This is a genomic window from Rhodovarius crocodyli (assembly GCF_004005855.1).
In the GTDB taxonomy this organism is placed as follows: domain Bacteria; phylum Pseudomonadota; class Alphaproteobacteria; order Acetobacterales; family Acetobacteraceae; genus Rhodovarius; species Rhodovarius crocodyli.
Map to the genome: position 1 here is coordinate 64,689 of NZ_SACL01000013.1, position 16,842 is coordinate 81,530.

Here is a 16,842-nt window from a genome sequence, read left to right on the forward strand (position 1 = left end):
ACGGGCATGGCGCTTCTCGCTGAGCAGTTGCTGAACGGGCTGCAGCTCGGCGTCATGCTGTTCCTGCTGGCCGCGGGTCTGACGCTGGTGTTCGGCATCATGGGCGTGATCAACCTCGCCCATGGCTCGCTCTACATGGTGGGGGCCTTCGGCGCGGCGGTGACCGCGCAGGTGACCGGCAGCTGGTGGCTGGCCCTGCTGGGCGGGCTGCTGGCGGCCGGCGTCACCGGGCTGCTGATGGAGCTGGTGGTGCTGCGGCGGCTCTATGCGCGCGACCATCTGGACCAGGTGCTGGCCACCTTCGGGCTGATCCTGTTCTTCAACCAGTTGATGGTGCTGCTGTTCGGCCGCCAGCCGCGCTTTGTCGCACTCCCGGCCTGGTTCACGGGTTCTGTCGAGATCATACCCGGCGTCCCCTATCCCTCCTATCGGCTGCTGATCATCGCGGTCGGGCTGGCGGTGGCGGCCGGGCTCTATGTGCTGATCCAGCGCACCCGCGTGGGCATGCTGGTCCGCGCCGGGGCCACGCACCGGGAGATGGTGCGCGCGCTCGGGGTGGATATCCGCCTGCTCTACACGCTGGTCTTCGGGCTCGGCGCGCTGCTGGCGGGGCTCGCCGGCATCATGGCCGGGCCGGTGTTCAACGTGCAGATCGGCATGGGCGAGCAGATCCTGATCCAGACTTTCGTGGTGGTGGTCATCGGGGGCATCGGCTCGGTACGCGGGGCGCTGTTCGGCGCGCTGCTGGTGGGTGTGGTGGACACGCTGCTACGCGGCTTCGTGCCCGGGCTGCTGCGGGGCCTGCTGGATGCCAGCCAGGCCGACGCGCTGGGGGCCGCGCTGTCCTCCATGGGGGTCTATGTGCTGATGGCGCTGGTGCTGCTGATCAAGCCGCGCGGGATCTTCCCCGCCCATGCGTGAGAAGATCGCCCTCGCGCTGCTGTTCGCCGCCGCCGTGGCGCTGCCGCTGATCATGCGCGCGCTGGACCTGCCGGGCGGCACGGGGGTGGCGACTTCCATCCTGTGCCTCGCCTTCGCCGCGTCATCGCTGAACCTCATCCTCGGCCATGGCGGGATGATCAGCTTCGGCCATGCGGCCTATTACGGGATCGGCGCCTATACGGTCGGCATCCTGTGGGAGCATTTCCGCCAGCAGGAGCCGATCTTCGGGCTCATCCCCGGCACCGACCAATTGCTGATCACCCTGCCTGCCGCGATGCTGACGGCGGGGCTGGCGGCGGCGGTCATCGGGGCGTTGTCGCTGCGCACCTCGGGCGTGCAGTTCATCATGATCACGCTGGCCTTCGCGCAGATGCTGTTCTTCCTGTTCGTCGGGCTCAAGGCCTATGGCGGGGATGACGGCATGACCATCCGCCGCCGCAACGCGGTGCCCGGGCTCGATCTGCGGGACGTCGACCAGCTGTACTGGCTCGTGCTCGGTCTGCTCTGCGCCTGGCTGTTCCTGCAATGGCGCATCGTCGGCAGCCGCTTCGGCCGGGTTCTGGAAGGCATCCGCCAGAATGAGCGCCGGATGCGCGCCATCGGCATCTCCCCCTACCCTTACAAGCTCGCGGCCTTCGTCATCGCGGGCATGGGCGCCGGGGCGGCCGGGGCGCTGATGGCCAACTACATGCGCTTCGTCTCGCCCGACATCATGAGCTGGCAGAAATCCGGTGAGATCATGGTGGTGGTGATCCTGGGCGGCATCGGCACGCTGCTCGGGCCCGTGCTGGGCGCCATCGCGCTGCAGGGGCTGGAGTTCTTCCTGGGCGGCATCACCGAGCATTGGGCCATCATCCTGGGGCCCATCCTGGTGCTGGTGGTGCTGTTCGGGCGCGGCGGCATCATGGCGCTGATCAGGCGCCTGCTGGGGGTGCGCCATGGTTGAGCCCATCCTGAAGGTCAGCGGGCTGGTGAAGCGCTTCGGCGGGCTGACGGCCACCGACAACCTCTCGCTGGATGTTCGGCCCGGTGAGATCCACGCGCTGATCGGCCCCAACGGCGCCGGCAAATCCACCCTGATCGGGCAGTTGGTGGGCGAGATCACGCCCGATGCGGGCAGCGTGATGTTCCTCGGCCATGACGTGACGCGCGCCTCGGTGCCCGCGCGGGTGAAGCTCGGCCTCGGCCGCTCCTTCCAGATCGTGCAGCTGCTGGACGAGGAGACGGCCCTGGCCAACGTCGCCCTCGCGGTGCAGGCCCATGCGGGGCACAGTTTCCGCTTCTGGCGCCGGGCGGACGCCGACGAGCGCCTGCTCGCCCCCGCCCGCGCCCTGCTCGACCAGGTGGATTTCCCGCCCGCCCGCCGTGCGGCGCGGGTGGCCGACATGTCGGCCGGTGAACGCAAGGTGCTGGAACTGGCCATGGTGCTGGCGGGCGGCCCACGCCTGCTGCTGCTGGATGAGCCCATGGCCGGGCTCGGCGCCGGCGAGAGCATCCGCATGACCGACACGCTGCGCGCGCTGAAGGGCGGCCCGGCCATGCTGCTGGTCGAGCACGACATGGAAGCGGTGTTCGCGCTGGCGGACCGCATCACGGTGCTGGTCTATGGCCGCGCGATCGCGACCGGCACCGCCGAGGAGATCCGCGCCAACCCGGCGGTGCAGGAAGCCTATCTGGCCGAGGAGGGGGCGTGATGCTGCAGGCGCTGGGCCTCCAGGCGGGCTACGGCCCGTCCCAGGTGCTGTTCGACGTGAACCTGTCCATCGCGGAAGGCCAGGTCGCCACCCTGCTCGGCCGCAACGGCATGGGCAAGACCACCACCGTGCGCGCCATCATGGGGCTGAACCCCGCGCGCGGCGGCACGCTGACATTCCGGGGCGAGGACATCGCGGCCCTGCCCCCCGAGCGCGTGGCCCAGCGCGGCATCGGCCTGGTGCCCGAGGGCCGCATGGTGTTCCCCACCCTGACGGTGCGGGAAAACCTGGTCGCCACCGCCGCCGACCGTTTCCGCCGCGCCAGCCCCTGGACCCTGCCGCGCATCTTCGCGCTGTTTCCGCGCCTGGGCGAAAGGCAGAACCAGCTGGCCCGCACGCTCTCGGGCGGGGAGCAGCAGATGCTGGCCATCGGCCGCGCGCTGATGACCAACCCCTGGCTGCTGATCCTGGATGAGGCGACGGAGGGGCTCGCCCCGGTCATCCGCGCCGAGATCTGGGCGACGCTGGCGGCGCTGAAGGATGAGGGGCTGGCGATCCTGGTGATCGACAAGAACCTGTCGGCGCTGAAGCGCCTGGCGGACCGCCACCATGTGCTGGAGAAGGGTCGCACCGTCTGGGCCGGCAACTCCCTGGAACTGGAGCGCGACGCCGAGACGGTGCGGGGCTGGATGGGGGTGTGACACCCCCCATCCTTAGAGATCAGGCCCACCGGTTCATGCGTAGCGCGGCGTGCCGAACAGGCTCAGCCGGCCATTCGCCACCCATTCGCGGCGCCAGGCCTCGGCGGCGAAGACCACCGACAGGAAGGCCCAGAGGACGATGTACTCGATGCCGCCCTTGTTCCACAGCCAGCCGAACCCCTTGGTCGCGAGCACCGCATAGGCCGCGACGGCCAGGACGCCCGCCGACATGAAGCCCGTCCACTTCACCTGGATGTTGAAGATGAAACTGACGGCGCAGATGCCTTCGGTCACCAGCGCGAGGTAGAGGAAGAACATCCCCGGATAAAAGCCGGCGCTTTCAAAGAAGGTGGCCGACCCGGACATGTTCATCACCTTGTAGAGCCAGTGCGGGATATAGAGCAGCCCGGCCGCGACACGGATGGGCATCAGTGCGTCGAATTGGGAAAGCGAGGGCTGGGCCATGGCACGGCTCCGTTCAGCTTCGGCGGGCGCCCCGATGGTGCCCGCCCCGATGAGCGAAGACTGGACCCGGCCGCGCGCGCCGACATTGCGCCGCATCAAGCCCCCCATTCCGACCATGAATGATCATGATACGGGTTGTAAATGAACCGGTCCGAACTCGGCCATCACCTGGCGCGCGAACAGCGCCTGGGAGGCCAGGGATTCACCCGCGCACATGTCCCCGAAGGCGAAGCGCAGCAGCACGTAGTTGCAGCCCGAGGCCTCGATCTGGCGGGCCAGCTGCGTGCGCACCGTGGCCGGGCTGCCGGCCAGCGCCTTGCCGGAGGCGAGCAGCGCGTCGAAATCCGGCGGAAACATCAGCGTGTGCGGCGCGCCGCCCTTCAGGCGCCACAGATGGGTGAAGCTGAGATGCCAGGCCGCATAGGCGCGCCGGGCAAGCGCCATCGCCTCGGCATCGGTCTCGGCCACCACCGTGTGGCGGTTGATGCCCATCAGGGGCAGCGCCTCGCCGGGCGGGATCAGGGCGCGATAGGCATCGGTGATGGGCCTGAAGGCAGCGGCATCATGGCTGGTCACGATGTTCATGCGCTGGCGTGCCACGCGCGGCACGGTCTGGGCGCGCGTGATGCCGTACCACAGCGGCGGGTGCGGGGCCTGCACCGGGCCGAAGGTCACGGGCAGCCCCTCCGCGCGATAGAAGCGCCCCTGGAAATCGAGCTGCCCGCCCGCCGCGCCTAGGGCCGCCAGGATCAGCGCCAGACCTTCCTCGAAACGTGCCTCGGCTTCCTCGGGCGCCACGCCGTGCAGGCGCAGCTCGATGGGTGAGGCCCCGCGCCCGACGCCCAGTTCCAGCCGCCCGCCCGAAAGCTGGTCCAGCATGGCGATTTCCTCGGCCAGCCGCAGCGGGTTGTAGAGCGGCAGGTTCCAGACCAGCGGCCCGAAGCGCAGCCGGGTGGTGCGCTGGCTGAGTGCGGCCATCAGCAGGCTGGGCGAGGGTGCGACCGAGAGCGGGGTGCCGTGATGCTCGGTGGCGTGGAAGCGGGTGAAGCCCAGCGCCTCCCCTGCCTCGGCCAGGCGCAGCCGATGCTCGAAATCCTCGGCCACCGTGCCCGCGCCGTGATCCATATGGTCGAAAAGGCCGAATTCCATGGCCGGGACAGTATCCGCACGCGCCGCTCGCGGGAACGCCGCAAAAACCGATGCAACCAGGACGGGTATCAGTCGGGGCGGAACAGCGCCCCGCTCCACGCCGCCTGCGCCGTCGCCCGGCACACCGTGGCGATGATGGCGCTGCTGGCCAGCAGAACGGCCCAGCCCAGCACGCCCAGCCCCGGCAGCGGGTGCGCGGCGATGGCCTGCAGCGTCGCCGCGGCGAAGGCGGCGGTGGGGAAGGTCCAGCCCCACCAGGCCATGGAAAACGGCGCGCGGGCGAATTCCCCCAGCATGGTCAGGAACACCGCCGCGAAGCCCACCGCCAGCCCGTGGCAGGCGAGCGGCCCGGGCCCAAACCCGCCCGTCAGGGCCGAAAGCGACAGCGCGGCCGCCGCCGGCGGCGCCAGGAAGATGACCAGCGACGGGCGCAGCAGCGCCGGCAGCGGCGGGCCCATCGCGGCGCGCCCCAGCAGCAGCGGCTGCAGCAGCGCCCACAGCAGTGCGCCGAGGCCGAAATACATCCAGGACAGCGCCTCGAAGCCCAGCCGCGCGCCGAAGGCCGGGGCCAGCACATTGCCCACCATCGGGATCAGCAGGGGCGGCGTCAGCGCCGCGGGCTCACGCGGGGCCAGGATCAGCACCCGCACCGTCCAGGCCGCGATCACCAGATGCATGCCCACCGCCGCCAGCCATAGCCCGGCGGCAAGCCCGGGCAGATGCGGCGTCAGCCCGCCGGTGACGATCATGAGCCCCACGGTGATGGCCCCGGCAAAGGCGGAGCGCACCGGATGGCGCAGATCGGCGGCGAGAGACCCCGGATGACGCAGCGCCCGCACCATGTGCAGCACCGCGATCAGCAGCCAGGCGGCGGTGGCCAGGGCCAGCAGCCCCTCTCCCACCCAGGCGGGCGCCCCCAGCACGCGGGCGCCCTCTCGCCAGGCCAGGCCGAGCCCGCCCACCCCCATCGGCACCGCGAACAGCGGCAGGGGCAGGTGGCGCAGGCGCTCGGGGGAATCCATCCCCCGATGATGCGGTCAGTCGCCCAGCACCAGCAAGCCGTCCGCGGCGCGTATCCCCTGCCCTTCGGGCATGACGAACAGCGGGTTGATCTCGGCCTCGACCAGCCTCTCGCCCAGGGCGCCCGCCATGCGGGCAAAGCCCAGCACCGCCTGCCGCAATGCCGCGACGTCCGCGACCGGCGCGCCGCGATAGCCTTCCAGCAGCGGCCGGGTCTTCAGCTCCGCCAGCATGGCATCGACATCGCTCTCGGCCAGCGGCAGCAGGCGCATGGCGGTGTCCTTGATCAGCTCCGCCGTGACGCCGCCCATGCCGAGCAGGATGGCCGGGCCCAGCTGCGGGTCGCGGACGAAGCCCAGGATCATCTCCACCCCGCCGCGCGCCATTTCCTGCACCAGCAGCCCCTCGGGCTCGGGCGCGCCCTGGGCCTTCAGCCGGACGAGCATGGCCGCCGCCTCGGCGGCGACATCGGCGGGGTCCAGGTTCACCTTGACCGCGCCGAGTTCGCTCTTGTGCAGGATCTGGCGCGACAGAACCTTCAACACCACCCGCCCGCCGAGCGTCGCGGCGGCACGGCCGGCTTCCTCGGGGGTGGCCGCGATGATCTCGCGCACCGGCGTGATGCCGTATCCGGCGAACAGCGCCTTGGCCTCGGCCTCATTCGCGGGGCCGGCCGGCAGCGTCGTCACGGCGGGTGCGGGGGCTACAGGGATCGGCGGCACCCCGCGCGGCAGCATCGCCTCCAGCACCGAGGCGCAGGATTCCGGGGAGGCCAGCGCCGGAATGCCCCGGCTGTTCAGCGCGCGCAGCACATGCGGCGCGTGCGGGCTGACATAGGCCAGGATCGGCTTGTCGCTTTCGGCCTGGCATTCGAACAGCGCATCGGCCACCAGCTCCGGCTGCGCGAGGGCGGAGGACCCCACGATGGTGATCAGCGCGTCATAGCTGGGGCTGTCCAGCAGCGCGCGCAGCGAGGTGCGCAGCAGCTTGGGCTGCAGCCCCGCCAGCGTGACGTCCACCGGGTTGCGGTCATGCGCCGCCTGGCCGCTGTCGCCCACCACCGAAAGGCGTTCCACCGTCGCGGCATCGGGCACCGGCAGGTCGAAGCCCGCCAGCCCGCAGGCATCGGCCACCAGCGTGCCCGCCCCGCCCGTGGAGGTCAGCACCGCCACCCGCCGCCCCGAAAGCCGCCGCCCGCAGGCCAGCGCGCCGGGGATGTCCAGCAGGTCCGAGAACACCTGGGCGCGGATGACGCCGAGTTGCTGGAAGAAAGCATCATACAGCCGGTCCGGGCCAGCGAGCGCCCCGGTGTGGGAGGCCGCCGAGCGCGCGCCCGATTCCGAGCGCCCGACCTTGAACACCACGATGGGCTTGTTCGCTTCGGCCGCGCGGCGGGCGGCGGCGCGGAAGGCATCCGGGCGGCGCAGACCTTCCATATACACCGCGATCACATCGGTCTCGGCGTCGTCCACCAGCAGGTCGATCATGTCCGCGCTGTCGATATCGGCCTCATTGCCGGTGCTGAGCAGCTTGGCGAAGCCGATGCCGCGATCCGCCGCGCGCGACAGCAGCGAACCCAGAATGCCGCCCGATTGCGACACCAGGGAAATCCGGCCCGGCGGCAGTTCGCCGACCTCCAGCGCGCCGGATGCCGACAGGGTGATGCGGTCCGACAGGTTCACGAGCCCGATGGTGTTCGGCCCCAGCAGCCGCATGGAACCGGCCGCTTCCTTCAGCGCGGCCTGGCGCGCGGCCCCTTCGGGGCTTGCCTCGCCATAGCCGGAGGCCAGCACGATCGCCGCCGCCGTGCCGCGTGCCGCGAGGTCGCGCACCGCGGCCTCCGCGCGCTCGGGGCCGAGCAGGATGAGGCCGACATCCGGTGCCTCAGGCAGGGAGGCGATGTCGGGGTAGCAGCGCAGATCCCCGATCGCGTCCGCGCGCGGGTTCACCGGGTACACCGCGCCCGAGAACCCGTGCTTCATCAGGTAGCCCACCGGCCGGCCCGTCATTTTCGACGGGTCCGCCGAGGCGCCGACGACCGCGACGCTGCGCGGCTTCAGCAGGACATCCAGCGCGCCCATCACTTCGGCTCCCTCGGGCGATCCAGCTTGGCCAGAAACGCCGTGACGGAATCGCGGTGTTCCTGGGTCGAGTAGCAGATGGCCTGGGCCTGGCTGCCGAGCGAGAACACATCCTCCATCGAGGTCTCGAAGGATTGGTTCATCGTGGTCTTGGCCAGCGCCAGGGCCGCGAGCGAGCCGGCCGAGAGCTCTTTCGCCCAGGCCTTGGCCTCATCCAACAACGTGTCGTGCGGCACCACGCGCTCGATCATGTTGATGGCCAGCGCCTCGGCCCCGGTCAGGCGGCGGCCGGTGAAGACCAGTTCCTTCGCGCGGGCCAGACCCACGCGGCGGGGCAGGAAATACATGCCCCCGCCATCGGGGATGAGCCCGCGCTGGATGTAGCTCATGGTCAGCATCGCGCTGTCGGAGGCCATGACGAAGTCGCAGCACAACGCGAGGTCGCAGCCCAACCCCGTGGCCGCGCCGTTCACCGCCGCGATCGTCACCTTGGGCAGGTTGTGCAGCATGGAGATCGCGTGGTGGGTGCGCTGCTGCCGGCGCCAGCCGTTGATGGCGACAGAGCCCGGGGGCGCCTCCATGCGGGCGCGCATGCCCTTCACGTCACCGCCCGCGCAGAAGCCCTTGCCCTCGCCGGTCACGACCAGGGCGCGGATCGCGTCATCGCGGCTGACGCGGTCGATGATCGCCATCATCTCGCTGCGCATCGCGTCGTCGATGGCGTTGCGCACCTCGGGGCGGTTGAGGCGCATGATGGCGATGCCATCCTCGACATCCAGCAGGATGGCGGGTTTGTCGGACATGAGTGTCTCCGGTCAGTCGGCGGTGATGCGGGCGGCGCGGATCACGGCGCCCCAGCGCTCGCGCTCGGAAGCGACGAAGCGGGCGAAATCGTCGGGGGTGGGGCTCGGCTCGGGCTCCAGCCCCTGTTCCAGCAGGCGGCGGCGCACATCGGGCTCGGCCAGGGTGGCGTTCAACGCGGCATGCACCGCGTTGACGGCGGCAGCCGGCGTGCCGCCCGTGGCGGACAGGCCGAACCAGGTCGCGCTGTCGATCTGCGGGAAGCCCTGCTCGACCGATGTCGTGAGGTTCGGCAGCAGGTCGATGCGCCGGGCGGCCGCCAGCGCGATGCCGCGCAGCGTGCCCGCCTGCAGGAAGGGCTGCAGCGGCGCGGCGGCGTTGGAGATGAAGTCCACCCGCCCCGCGATCACGTCCTGCAGCGCGGGGCCGGTGCCGCGATAGGGCACATGCTCCAGCTCGATGCCCAGCACCTGGCCGATCAGCGCGCCCGTCACATGGCCGGTCGTGCCCACGCCGGGGCTGGCATAGGACATGGGCTGGCGCCGGCTTTTGCCCAGCGCCTGGAACTCGCGCAGGTTGGTCGCGCCGAGCGAGGGGTTGATCGCGATGACCGCGGGCGAGGCCCCGATATAGCCGATATGGGCGAAGCCGCGGTTCACGTCATAGGGCACGCGCGGCTGGATCAGGCCGGAGGAGACGAAGCTGCCGCTGCCGGTCAGCAGCAGGGTGTGGCCGTCGGGCGGCGCACTCGCCACCACCTCATTGCCCAGGATGCCGCCGGCGCCGCCGCGGTTCTCCACCACCACCGGCTGACCCAGGCGCTGGCCCAGGCTCTCGGTCAGGATACGGCCGATGATGTCGTTGGAGCCGCCGGCGGCGAAGGGGATCACGAGCCGGATCGGGCGCGACGGGAATGACTGCGCCCGCGCGGCGGCGGGCAATGCCAGCAGCGGCAGGGCAAGGGCGTGGCGGCGACGCATGGTTTCCTCCTCGCAGCTTCGGGCTGCGTTGGCCCAAGCGGTAGGCCCGCCGGGGGTGCAAGGGAAGCGTCGCAATTCTTGCCCTACCCCAACACTACGTTATGCTGCGGCATGACACTGCCACCCGGAATGCCCCCTTTGGGCGCCTTGTCCGCCTTCGCCCTGGTGGCCGAGACCGGCAGCCTGACCGCCGCCGCCCGCGCCCTGAACGTGACCCAGCCCGCCATCAGCCGGCGCCTGCGGGAGCTGGAGGCGATGCTGGGCGTCGCGCTTGTCCAGCGCGGGGCCAATTCCCTGCGGCTGACGGAGGCCGGCACGCGCTATGCGGCCAGCCTGTCCGAGGCCTTCGGGATGATCCGGCGCGCGACCTCCGCGCTGGCCCGGGCGCGAGGGCCCTTCCGCGTGCGCGCCTATACCACCTGGGCACGGCACTGGCTGATCCCGCGCCTGCCGCGCTTCCAGGCGCTGCACCCGGAACTGACGATCGAGGTGGTGGCCAGCATCGCGCCCGTGGATTTCGGGCGCGAGGCGGTGGACGCGGCCATCCGCTCCGGCCCCGGCGACACGCCGCCCGCGCCGGGCGCCATCCGGCTGCAGGCCATCACGGTCGCGCCCTTCGCGGCACGCGGCGCCAAGGGCGACAGCCTGCTGGGCGGCAGGGCACGCCCCGATGACTGGGCACGCTGGCACGCCGCCACCGGCCGGCCCGCGCCGTCGGCCCCGCCGCTGCTGTTCGAAAGCACGACATTGGCGATCCAGGCCGCGATCGAGGGGCTGGGCAGCGTGATCTGCCCGCCGGAATTCGTCGAGGCGGACCTGCGCGCGCGCCGCCTGCGCGCCCTGCCCGGCGGTGCCGTGGCGATGAGCGAGCATTACTGGCTGCTGCTGCCGCCGGGCCCTGTACTGCCCGAGGCACGGGCCTTCGCGGATTGGCTGCTGGCCGAGACGCGGGCGTGACGTTTACGCGTTGTCATTCAGTTAGGGTTAAGGCAGGAAGCCACACATGAACACTTCGTCACGTGCCCTCTCGGTCTTCCGCCAGTTGCTGGACAGCTCCGCCGGCGGCGGGCTCGTATTGATGGCGGCCGGCGCGCTCGCGATCGTCATTGCCAACTCGCCGCTCTCCCAGGGCTATCACGACCTGCTGCACGCCAAGCTCGGCCCGCTGTCGGTCGAGTACTGGATCAATGACGGGCTGATGGTGCTGTTCTTCCTGCTCGTCGGGCTTGAGATCAAGCGCGAGATGCTGGACGGCCAGCTGGCGAATTGGGGCCGGCGCATCCTGCCGGGCGTGGGCGCGCTGGGCGGCATGCTGGTGCCCGGCCTGATCTATGCCGGGCTGAACCATGCGGACCCGGTGGCGATGCGCGGCTGGGCCATCCCGACGGCCACCGACATCGCCTTCGCCCTGGCCGTGCTGTCGCTCGCGGGGCCGCGCGTGCCGGCCTCGCTCAAGGTGTTCCTGATGGCGCTGGCCGTGATCGACGACCTGGGCGCCATCGTCATCATCGCGCTGTTCTATACCGAAAGCCTGTCCCTGCCGGATCTGCTGGGTGCCGCCGTGGTGCTGGGCGCGCTGATCGCGCTGAACCGCGCGGGGGTGCTGCGGCTGTGGCCCTACATGCTGCTCGGCGTCGCGCTGTGGGTGCTGGTGTTCCGCTCGGGCATCCATGCCACCATCGCGGGCGTGCTGCTGGCGCTGTGCATTCCCCTGCGCATGCGCCCGGGCGCCAAGGAGGATGCCGAGAACTCGCCGCTGCACCGGCTGGAGCACCGCCTGCATGTGCCGGTCAGCTTCTTCATCATGCCCATCTTCGGCCTGGCCAATGCGGGCGTGGCGCTGGGCGGCATGGGCTGGGACAGCCTGATCCATCCGGTGACGGCCGGCGTCACCCTGGGCCTGCTGGCGGGCAAGGTGGTGGGCGTGTTCGGCGCGGTGGTGGTGCTGGTCAAGACCGGGCTGGTGCCCATGCCGCGCTATGCCAGCTGGCCCCAGGTGCTGGGTGTCGCGCTGCTGTGCGGCATCGGCTTCACCATGTCCCTGTTCGTGGGCGGGCTCGCCTTCAGCAGCAGCCCGGAGCGGCTGGACGAGGTGAAGCTCGGCATCCTCGTGGGCTCGGGCCTGGCGGGGTTGCTGGGCTGGGCGGTGCTGCGCTTCGCCCAGCCGCGCGGTCAGATGCCCGACCACGCCCGCCAATAGGCGGCAGGCGCCGGGCGATGCGGCTCGGGCTTCGGCCCGGCCAGCGTGCCCACATGGATGAAGCCCAGCAGCCGGTCGGTCTCGGGGAAGCCCAGCGCCTGCTTCATCTCGGGGTCCAGCAGCGACGGCGCGGAGGACCAGAAGGTGCCGTAGCCCTGGGCCTCCAGCGCGTGCATCAGGTTCATGATGCCGGCGGCGGCCGAGGCCTCCTGCTCCCAGACCGGGATCTTGTGGCCATGGCGGATGGCGGCACCCGCGATGATCACGAGCGGCGCGCGCTGGGGCTTGTGCTCCTCCTTCGCCAACGCCTCGGTGGGTGCATCGGGCATGCGGCGCAACAGGCTGGCCACCATCAGCGCGCCCAGGCGCGCGCGGGCCTCACCCTCGATGGTCACGAAGCGCCAGGGGCGCAGCATGCCGTGGTCGGGCGCGGTCAGGGCGGCGGAAATCGCCATCTCCAGTTCTGAAACCGACGGGCCGGGTTCCGCCAGCAAGCGGGGCGTGACGGAGGCACGGGCGAGCATCTGCGTCAGCGCGGCGGGTGCCGCGCCGGTGGTGCCATCTGACATGTGGGGTTCTTTCGGCAAGAGAAGCGCTGGCTGGCTGTGTGGGGCAAGGAAAGGCTGGCTGCGCGAGTCGGGCCTAGCCTTTGCCGGTGCGGGGCCCGGTGATGATGTAGATCAATTGCAAACCATTCGCAACTACCCTCGGGCGCGAAGCACGCCCACCGCCGCGGCCAGATGCGGCAGCGGCACGCCGTGGGCACGGGCATGCCCCTCGGCAAAGGCCTGTCGTTCCAGGGCTTCCAGCCGGTCCAGGTGGTTCAGCAGGCGCCGTTCGGCACGGGCCGTGCTGGCCGTCTGGCGGCGGAACAAACGCCACAGCGCCAGCAGGTTCACCGCCCAGGGGTCATAGGCATGCTGGCTGGCGCGGGCGCGAATCGCGGGCGGCAGGGCGTCGAAGGCCGCCCAATCATCGCCGGCCATGCGGCGCCAGCGGCCGGAGCGGCTGGTGAGGTCGTTGTCGGTGTCGGGCATGCGGCACTCATATATGGAACACTATAACATCTCAAGACTAGTGCGGAACGTTATATTATACCATGTTGCGGCCATGCCCGGCTTCCTCGCTGAATCCCTGCCCCCCGACGCCAGCCTCTACCCCGCCCCCGGCACGGCCATCGCCGCCGAGGACGGAGAGGTGCTGCTGACCATCCTGCGGCCGGAGGTGAACCTCGCCCTGTGGCACCGCCCCATTCCCGAGGACTTCACGCAGGGCCTGGCACCGCTGCTGGCGCATGCCCCCTTCTGCGCCGAGGCCGAGGGCATCGTGGGCGAGGCGACGGACCAGCTCGCGGCCCGCCTGCCCTGCCCCGCCCCGCTCGACCTGCTGCTGGACATCCGCAGACTGGCCGTCGCCTTCTCGGTCCTGGCCGAATGCGACGGCCGGGCCCGGCTGCGGCTGGAGGCCATCACCGGCCCCGGCTGCCCGCGCTGGCACGCCGATGCGGTGGGGCTGCGCATGCTCTGCACCTATCGCGGCGCGGGAACGCAATGGCTGTGCCGGCAGGGCGGCGCGGCGCTGGCCCGGACCCTGCCTGCGGGGCCGCATCGCGCGGCGGGGCAGATGGCGCCCGGCACCGTCGCGGTGCTGAAGGGCGAGCGCTTTCCCGGCAATGCCGGGCTCGGCTGCATCCACCGCTCGCCGCCGGCAGGCGCGGCCCGGCTGCTGCTGTGCATCGACCAGCCGGGGCGGATACCCGTCGCCTAGAAGGCGGGCGGCGCCGCCCGCCGCCACGCGGTCAGGAAGCGGGCTCGGGCTGGCTCGCATTGGGGAAGAACAGCTGCTCGCCCCCCACCTTGTAGCCGGCGATGGCAGCCTGCCCCTCGGCCGAGATGATCCAGTCGATGAAGGCCTGGCCCTCGGCCACCTTCACATGCGCGTGGCGCTGGGGGTTCACCAGCATCACGCCGTACTGGTTGAACAGCCGCGCATCACCCTCGGACAGGATGCGCAGCTCCTGGCGGTTGCGGAAGGACAGCCAGGTGCCGCGATCGGTGAGCACATAGGCGTTCTGCGCGGCACCGGTGTTCAGCGCGGGGCCCATGCCCTGCCCGATCTCGCGATACCAGGCGCCTCGCCCGGCCGCGACGTCCACCCCCGCCTGCTGCCACAGGCGCAGTTCCGCCGCATGGGTGCCCGAACGGTCGCCACGGCTGATGAAGGGCGCGCGGGCGGCAGCGATGCGGCGCAGGGCCTCCGTCACATCCGTCACGCCCTGGATCCGCGCGGGATCAGCCGCGGGGCCCACGATCACGAAGTCGTTGTACATCACATGATGGCGCGGGCCGCCGAAGCCCTCGGCCACGAAGCGCTGCTCGGCCGCACGGTCGTGCACGAACAGCACATCCGCGTCGCCGCGCCGGCCCACATCCAGCGCCTGGCCGGTGCCGAGCGCCACCACCCGCACCTGGATGCCCGTCTTCTGGGTGAAGATCGGCAGGATATGGCCGAACAGGCCCGACTGCTCCGTGCTGGTGGTGCTGGCGATGGTGATGCTGCGCGGCTGGGCCGAGGAGGCAATGGGCGCGGCGATGGGCGCGAGGACGGCGAGCGCCAGGGCGGCGCGGCGAAGAATGGGGTACATGGCGATCTCCGGACTTTGCCCGAAGCTGACCATGCCGGCGCCCGCCGTCAACGTCGCGGAGGGCTTCACAAGCCCCACGCGAGCCCGCACCCTGTGCGCAAACGTTCCAAGGGACAGCACCGTGAACAACCTGTTCGACCTCTCCGGAAAGGTGGCCGTCGTCACCGGCGGCAGCCGCGGCATCGGCAAGGCCATCTGCCTGCGCCTGGCCCAGCACGGCGCCCGCGTCGTCGTCTCCTCCCGCAAGCTCGATGCCTGCGAGGCGGTGGTGGCCGAGATCAAGGCCAATGGCGGCCAGGCGATCGCGCATGCCGCCTCCATCTCCCGCAAGGAGGAATTGCAGGGGCTGGTGGATGCCTCCGTCGCGGCCTTCGGCCAGATCGACATCCTGGTCTGCAACGCGGCGCTGAACCCGCATTTCGGCCCCAGCCAGTCCATCACCGACGATGCCTATGACCGCATCATGAACGGCAATGTCCGCTCCAACCTGTGGCTGAGCCAGATGGTGGTGCCGGCCATGGCCGAACGCGGCCAGGGCAGCGTGATCTTCATCTCCTCCATCGGCGGTTTCCGGGGTTCGCCCACGCTCGGCATCTATGGCGTGTCCAAGGCCGCCGACATGCAGCTGGCCCGCGCGCTGGCGGTGGAATGGGGGCCGAAGGGCGTGCGGGTGAACAGCATCGCCCCGGGCCTGGTGCGCACCGATTTCGCCCGCGCCCTGTGGGAGGACCCGGCGAACCTGAAGAAGCGCACCGCCGACAGCCCGCTGCAGCGCATCGGCGAACCCGACGAGATCGCGGGGGCCGCCGTCTTCCTCGCGAGCCCGGCTTCGGGTTTCATGACCGGGCAGTCCATCGTGATCGATGGCGGCGTGCTGGCCGGCCCGCCGAAGATCCAGGAAGATTGATATGGCCTTGTCGCTCTCGGTCCTCGACCAGTCCACCATCGCCTCCGGCCGCGGCCCCGCGGCGGCCGTGCAGGAGACGCTGGCCCTGGCACCCAAGGTCGAGGCCTGGGGCTACAAGCGCTACTGGCTGGCGGAGCATCACAACTCCGCCGCCCATGCGGGCTCGGCACCCGAGATCACGATTGCCGCCATCGCGGCCACGACCAGGACCATCCGCGTGGGCAGCGCCGGCATCATGCTGCCGCACTATGCCGCGCTGAAGGTGGCGGAGCAGTTCCGCATGCTGGAGGCGATCGCGCCCGGCCGCATCGACCTGGGGCTGGGGCGCGCGCCCGGCAGCGACGGGCGCACCGCCCACGCGCTGAACCCGCAGGCCGCGACGGCCGCCGATAATTTCCCCACCCAGATCCGCGACCTGATGGGCTGGCTGGGCGACGGCCTGCCGGAGAGCCACCCCTATCGCAAGGTCGTCGCCAGCCCCGAGGTCGAAACCCGGCCCGAGCTGTGGATGCTGGGCTCCTCAGACTACGGCGCGCAGGTCGCGGCCTTTTTCGGCATGCCCTATTGCTATGCCCACTTCATCACCGACGGCCAGGGCGGCGAGCAGGCGATGGAGATGTATCACCAGGGCTTCCGCCCCTCGGCGCATTGCGCGGCGCCGCATGCGGCCATCGGCATCTTCGCGCTGACCGCCCCCACCGCCGAGGAAGCCCGCCGCCGCTTCGCCCCGCGCGGGCTGTGGCGGCTGTGGCGCGACCAGGGCCGCTTCCTGCCCCTGCCGAGCCAGGAGGAAGCCGAGGCCTATGACTACTCGCCCGCCGAGCGCGAGCATGTGGATCGGCTGGCCGCCCGCGCGCTGATCGGCTCGCCCGAGCAGGTGCGCGCCCGGATCGAGGAGTTGGCCGGGCGGTACAACGCGCAGGAAGTGGCGATCCTGACGCCGTGCCATGACCAGGAAGCGCGGGCGGAAAGCTATCGGCTGCTGGCGGAGGCGTTCGGGTTGGGGAAGGCGTGAGGCGGGGGCGTTGCCCCCGAGCCCCCAACAAGGGGCGCTGCCCCTTGCAACCCCGCCAGGACCGTAGCGGCCCTGGACCCCAGGGAGTTGGGCCATTACCAGAGAACGTCTTTCTTATTGATATTTATTAAAAATTGTCCCAGCACCCAGATGAAGCGCCAAACTTCCATCAGGTCCAGGAGATATTATCTCCTGGCGGGGGTGTGGGGGGGAGAGCCCCCCACAGGGGGGGCCGGGGGCAAA

18 protein-coding genes are annotated in these 16,842 nt (G+C 70.8%); 9 read left to right on the top strand and 9 right to left on the bottom strand.

What is annotated here, in order from left to right:
* Positions 1-6 precede the first annotated feature (6 nt).
* Genes EOD42_RS23690 through EOD42_RS23705 form a run of 4 tightly spaced genes read left to right on the top strand, consistent with a single transcriptional unit; the run spans position 7 to position 3,337 of the window.
* Positions 7-921: a branched-chain amino acid ABC transporter permease gene (locus EOD42_RS23690; protein ID WP_127790075.1), complete on the top strand. Its 915-nt coding sequence runs from the start codon at positions 7-9 to the stop codon at positions 919-921.
* Entirely contained in the window at positions 914-1,888 is a 975-nt protein-coding gene (locus EOD42_RS23695; RefSeq protein ID WP_127790076.1) for a branched-chain amino acid ABC transporter permease, read from the top strand. Before EOD42_RS23690 ends, EOD42_RS23695 begins: the two co-directional genes overlap by 8 nt.
* Positions 1,881-2,636 carry an ABC transporter ATP-binding protein gene (locus EOD42_RS23700; protein ID WP_127790077.1) on the top strand — a complete coding sequence of 252 codons (756 nt, stop codon included), beginning with the start codon at positions 1,881-1,883 and terminating at the stop codon, positions 2,634-2,636. The genes EOD42_RS23695 and EOD42_RS23700 overlap by 8 nt, the downstream gene beginning before the upstream one ends.
* The gene (locus EOD42_RS23705; protein WP_127790078.1) at positions 2,636-3,337 is read left to right on the top strand and encodes an ABC transporter ATP-binding protein; all 702 of its coding nucleotides are present in this window, start codon (positions 2,636-2,638) and stop codon (positions 3,335-3,337) included. Before EOD42_RS23700 ends, EOD42_RS23705 begins: the two co-directional genes overlap by 1 nt.
* 33 nt (positions 3,338-3,370) lie before the next feature.
* Here EOD42_RS23705 and EOD42_RS23710 read toward each other — a convergent pair whose 3' ends face one another.
* The 6 genes from EOD42_RS23710 to EOD42_RS23735 all read right to left on the bottom strand — a co-directional run bounded on the left by EOD42_RS23710 (position 3,371) and on the right by EOD42_RS23735 (position 9,833).
* Positions 3,371-3,802, bottom strand: a complete 432-nt coding sequence (locus EOD42_RS23710) for a DoxX family protein (protein WP_164868098.1) — start codon at positions 3,800-3,802, stop codon at positions 3,371-3,373.
* A 123-nt stretch (positions 3,803-3,925) separates the two neighbouring features.
* Positions 3,926-4,951 (bottom strand): LLM class flavin-dependent oxidoreductase, encoded by a 1,026-nt coding sequence (locus EOD42_RS23715; RefSeq protein WP_127790080.1) that lies wholly within the window; start codon positions 4,949-4,951, stop codon positions 3,926-3,928.
* Between the two features lie 68 nt (positions 4,952-5,019).
* Positions 5,020-5,973 (bottom strand): SLAC1 family transporter, encoded by a 954-nt coding sequence (locus EOD42_RS23720; RefSeq protein ID WP_127790081.1) that lies wholly within the window; start codon positions 5,971-5,973, stop codon positions 5,020-5,022.
* 15 nt (positions 5,974-5,988) lie between these two features.
* Positions 5,989-8,052: an acetate--CoA ligase family protein gene (locus EOD42_RS23725; protein ID WP_127790082.1), complete on the bottom strand. Its 2,064-nt coding sequence runs from the start codon at positions 8,050-8,052 to the stop codon at positions 5,989-5,991.
* The gene (locus tag EOD42_RS23730; RefSeq protein WP_127790083.1) at positions 8,052-8,855 is read right to left on the bottom strand and encodes an enoyl-CoA hydratase/isomerase family protein; all 804 of its coding nucleotides are present in this window, start codon (positions 8,853-8,855) and stop codon (positions 8,052-8,054) included. The genes EOD42_RS23725 and EOD42_RS23730 overlap by 1 nt, the downstream gene beginning before the upstream one ends.
* A 12-nt stretch (positions 8,856-8,867) precedes the next feature.
* Entirely contained in the window at positions 8,868-9,833 is a 966-nt protein-coding gene (locus EOD42_RS23735) for a Bug family tripartite tricarboxylate transporter substrate binding protein (RefSeq protein WP_127790084.1), read from the bottom strand.
* A gap of 147 nt (positions 9,834-9,980) precedes the next feature.
* Here EOD42_RS23735 and EOD42_RS23740 point away from each other — a divergent pair, with 147 nt between their 5' ends.
* Together EOD42_RS23740 and nhaA are read left to right on the top strand one after the other, a co-directional pair.
* Complete coding sequence (locus EOD42_RS23740) at positions 9,981-10,790, top strand: LysR family transcriptional regulator (protein ID WP_240655269.1); 810 nt, start codon at positions 9,981-9,983, stop codon at positions 10,788-10,790.
* 46 nt (positions 10,791-10,836) lie between these two features.
* The gene (gene nhaA / locus EOD42_RS23745; protein WP_127790086.1) at positions 10,837-12,033 is read left to right on the top strand and encodes a Na+/H+ antiporter NhaA; all 1,197 of its coding nucleotides are present in this window, start codon (positions 10,837-10,839) and stop codon (positions 12,031-12,033) included.
* Here nhaA and EOD42_RS23750 read toward each other — a convergent pair.
* Complete coding sequence (locus EOD42_RS23750; protein ID WP_127790087.1) at positions 12,006-12,602, bottom strand: nitroreductase family protein; 597 nt, start codon at positions 12,600-12,602, stop codon at positions 12,006-12,008. The genes nhaA and EOD42_RS23750 overlap by 28 nt on opposite strands.
* A gap of 132 nt (positions 12,603-12,734) precedes the next feature.
* Complete coding sequence (locus tag EOD42_RS23755; RefSeq protein ID WP_127790088.1) at positions 12,735-13,070, bottom strand: DUF6525 family protein; 336 nt, start codon at positions 13,068-13,070, stop codon at positions 12,735-12,737.
* A 73-nt stretch (positions 13,071-13,143) separates the two neighbouring features.
* On the opposite strand from EOD42_RS23755, the gene EOD42_RS23760 reads away from it, so the two are divergent.
* A complete protein-coding gene (locus EOD42_RS23760) occupies positions 13,144-13,800 on the top strand; it encodes a DUF1826 domain-containing protein (RefSeq protein WP_164868099.1) in 657 nt (218 codons plus the stop codon).
* 31 nt (positions 13,801-13,831) lie between these two features.
* Here EOD42_RS23760 and EOD42_RS23765 read toward each other — a convergent pair whose 3' ends face one another.
* On the bottom strand, positions 13,832-14,677 hold the full coding sequence (locus EOD42_RS23765) for a substrate-binding domain-containing protein (protein WP_127790090.1): 846 nt from the start codon (positions 14,675-14,677) through the stop codon (positions 13,832-13,834).
* Between EOD42_RS23765 and EOD42_RS23770 the strand changes: the two genes are divergently transcribed.
* Both EOD42_RS23770 and EOD42_RS23775 read left to right on the top strand, forming a co-directional pair.
* Positions 14,676-15,584 carry an SDR family NAD(P)-dependent oxidoreductase gene (locus tag EOD42_RS23770; RefSeq protein WP_240655270.1) on the top strand — a complete coding sequence of 303 codons (909 nt, stop codon included), beginning with the start codon at positions 14,676-14,678 and terminating at the stop codon, positions 15,582-15,584. The genes EOD42_RS23765 and EOD42_RS23770 overlap by 2 nt on opposite strands.
* 1 nt (position 15,585) lies before the next feature.
* The gene (locus EOD42_RS23775; RefSeq protein WP_127790091.1) at positions 15,586-16,599 is read left to right on the top strand and encodes an LLM class flavin-dependent oxidoreductase; all 1,014 of its coding nucleotides are present in this window, start codon (positions 15,586-15,588) and stop codon (positions 16,597-16,599) included.
* Positions 16,600-16,842 lie beyond the last annotated feature (243 nt).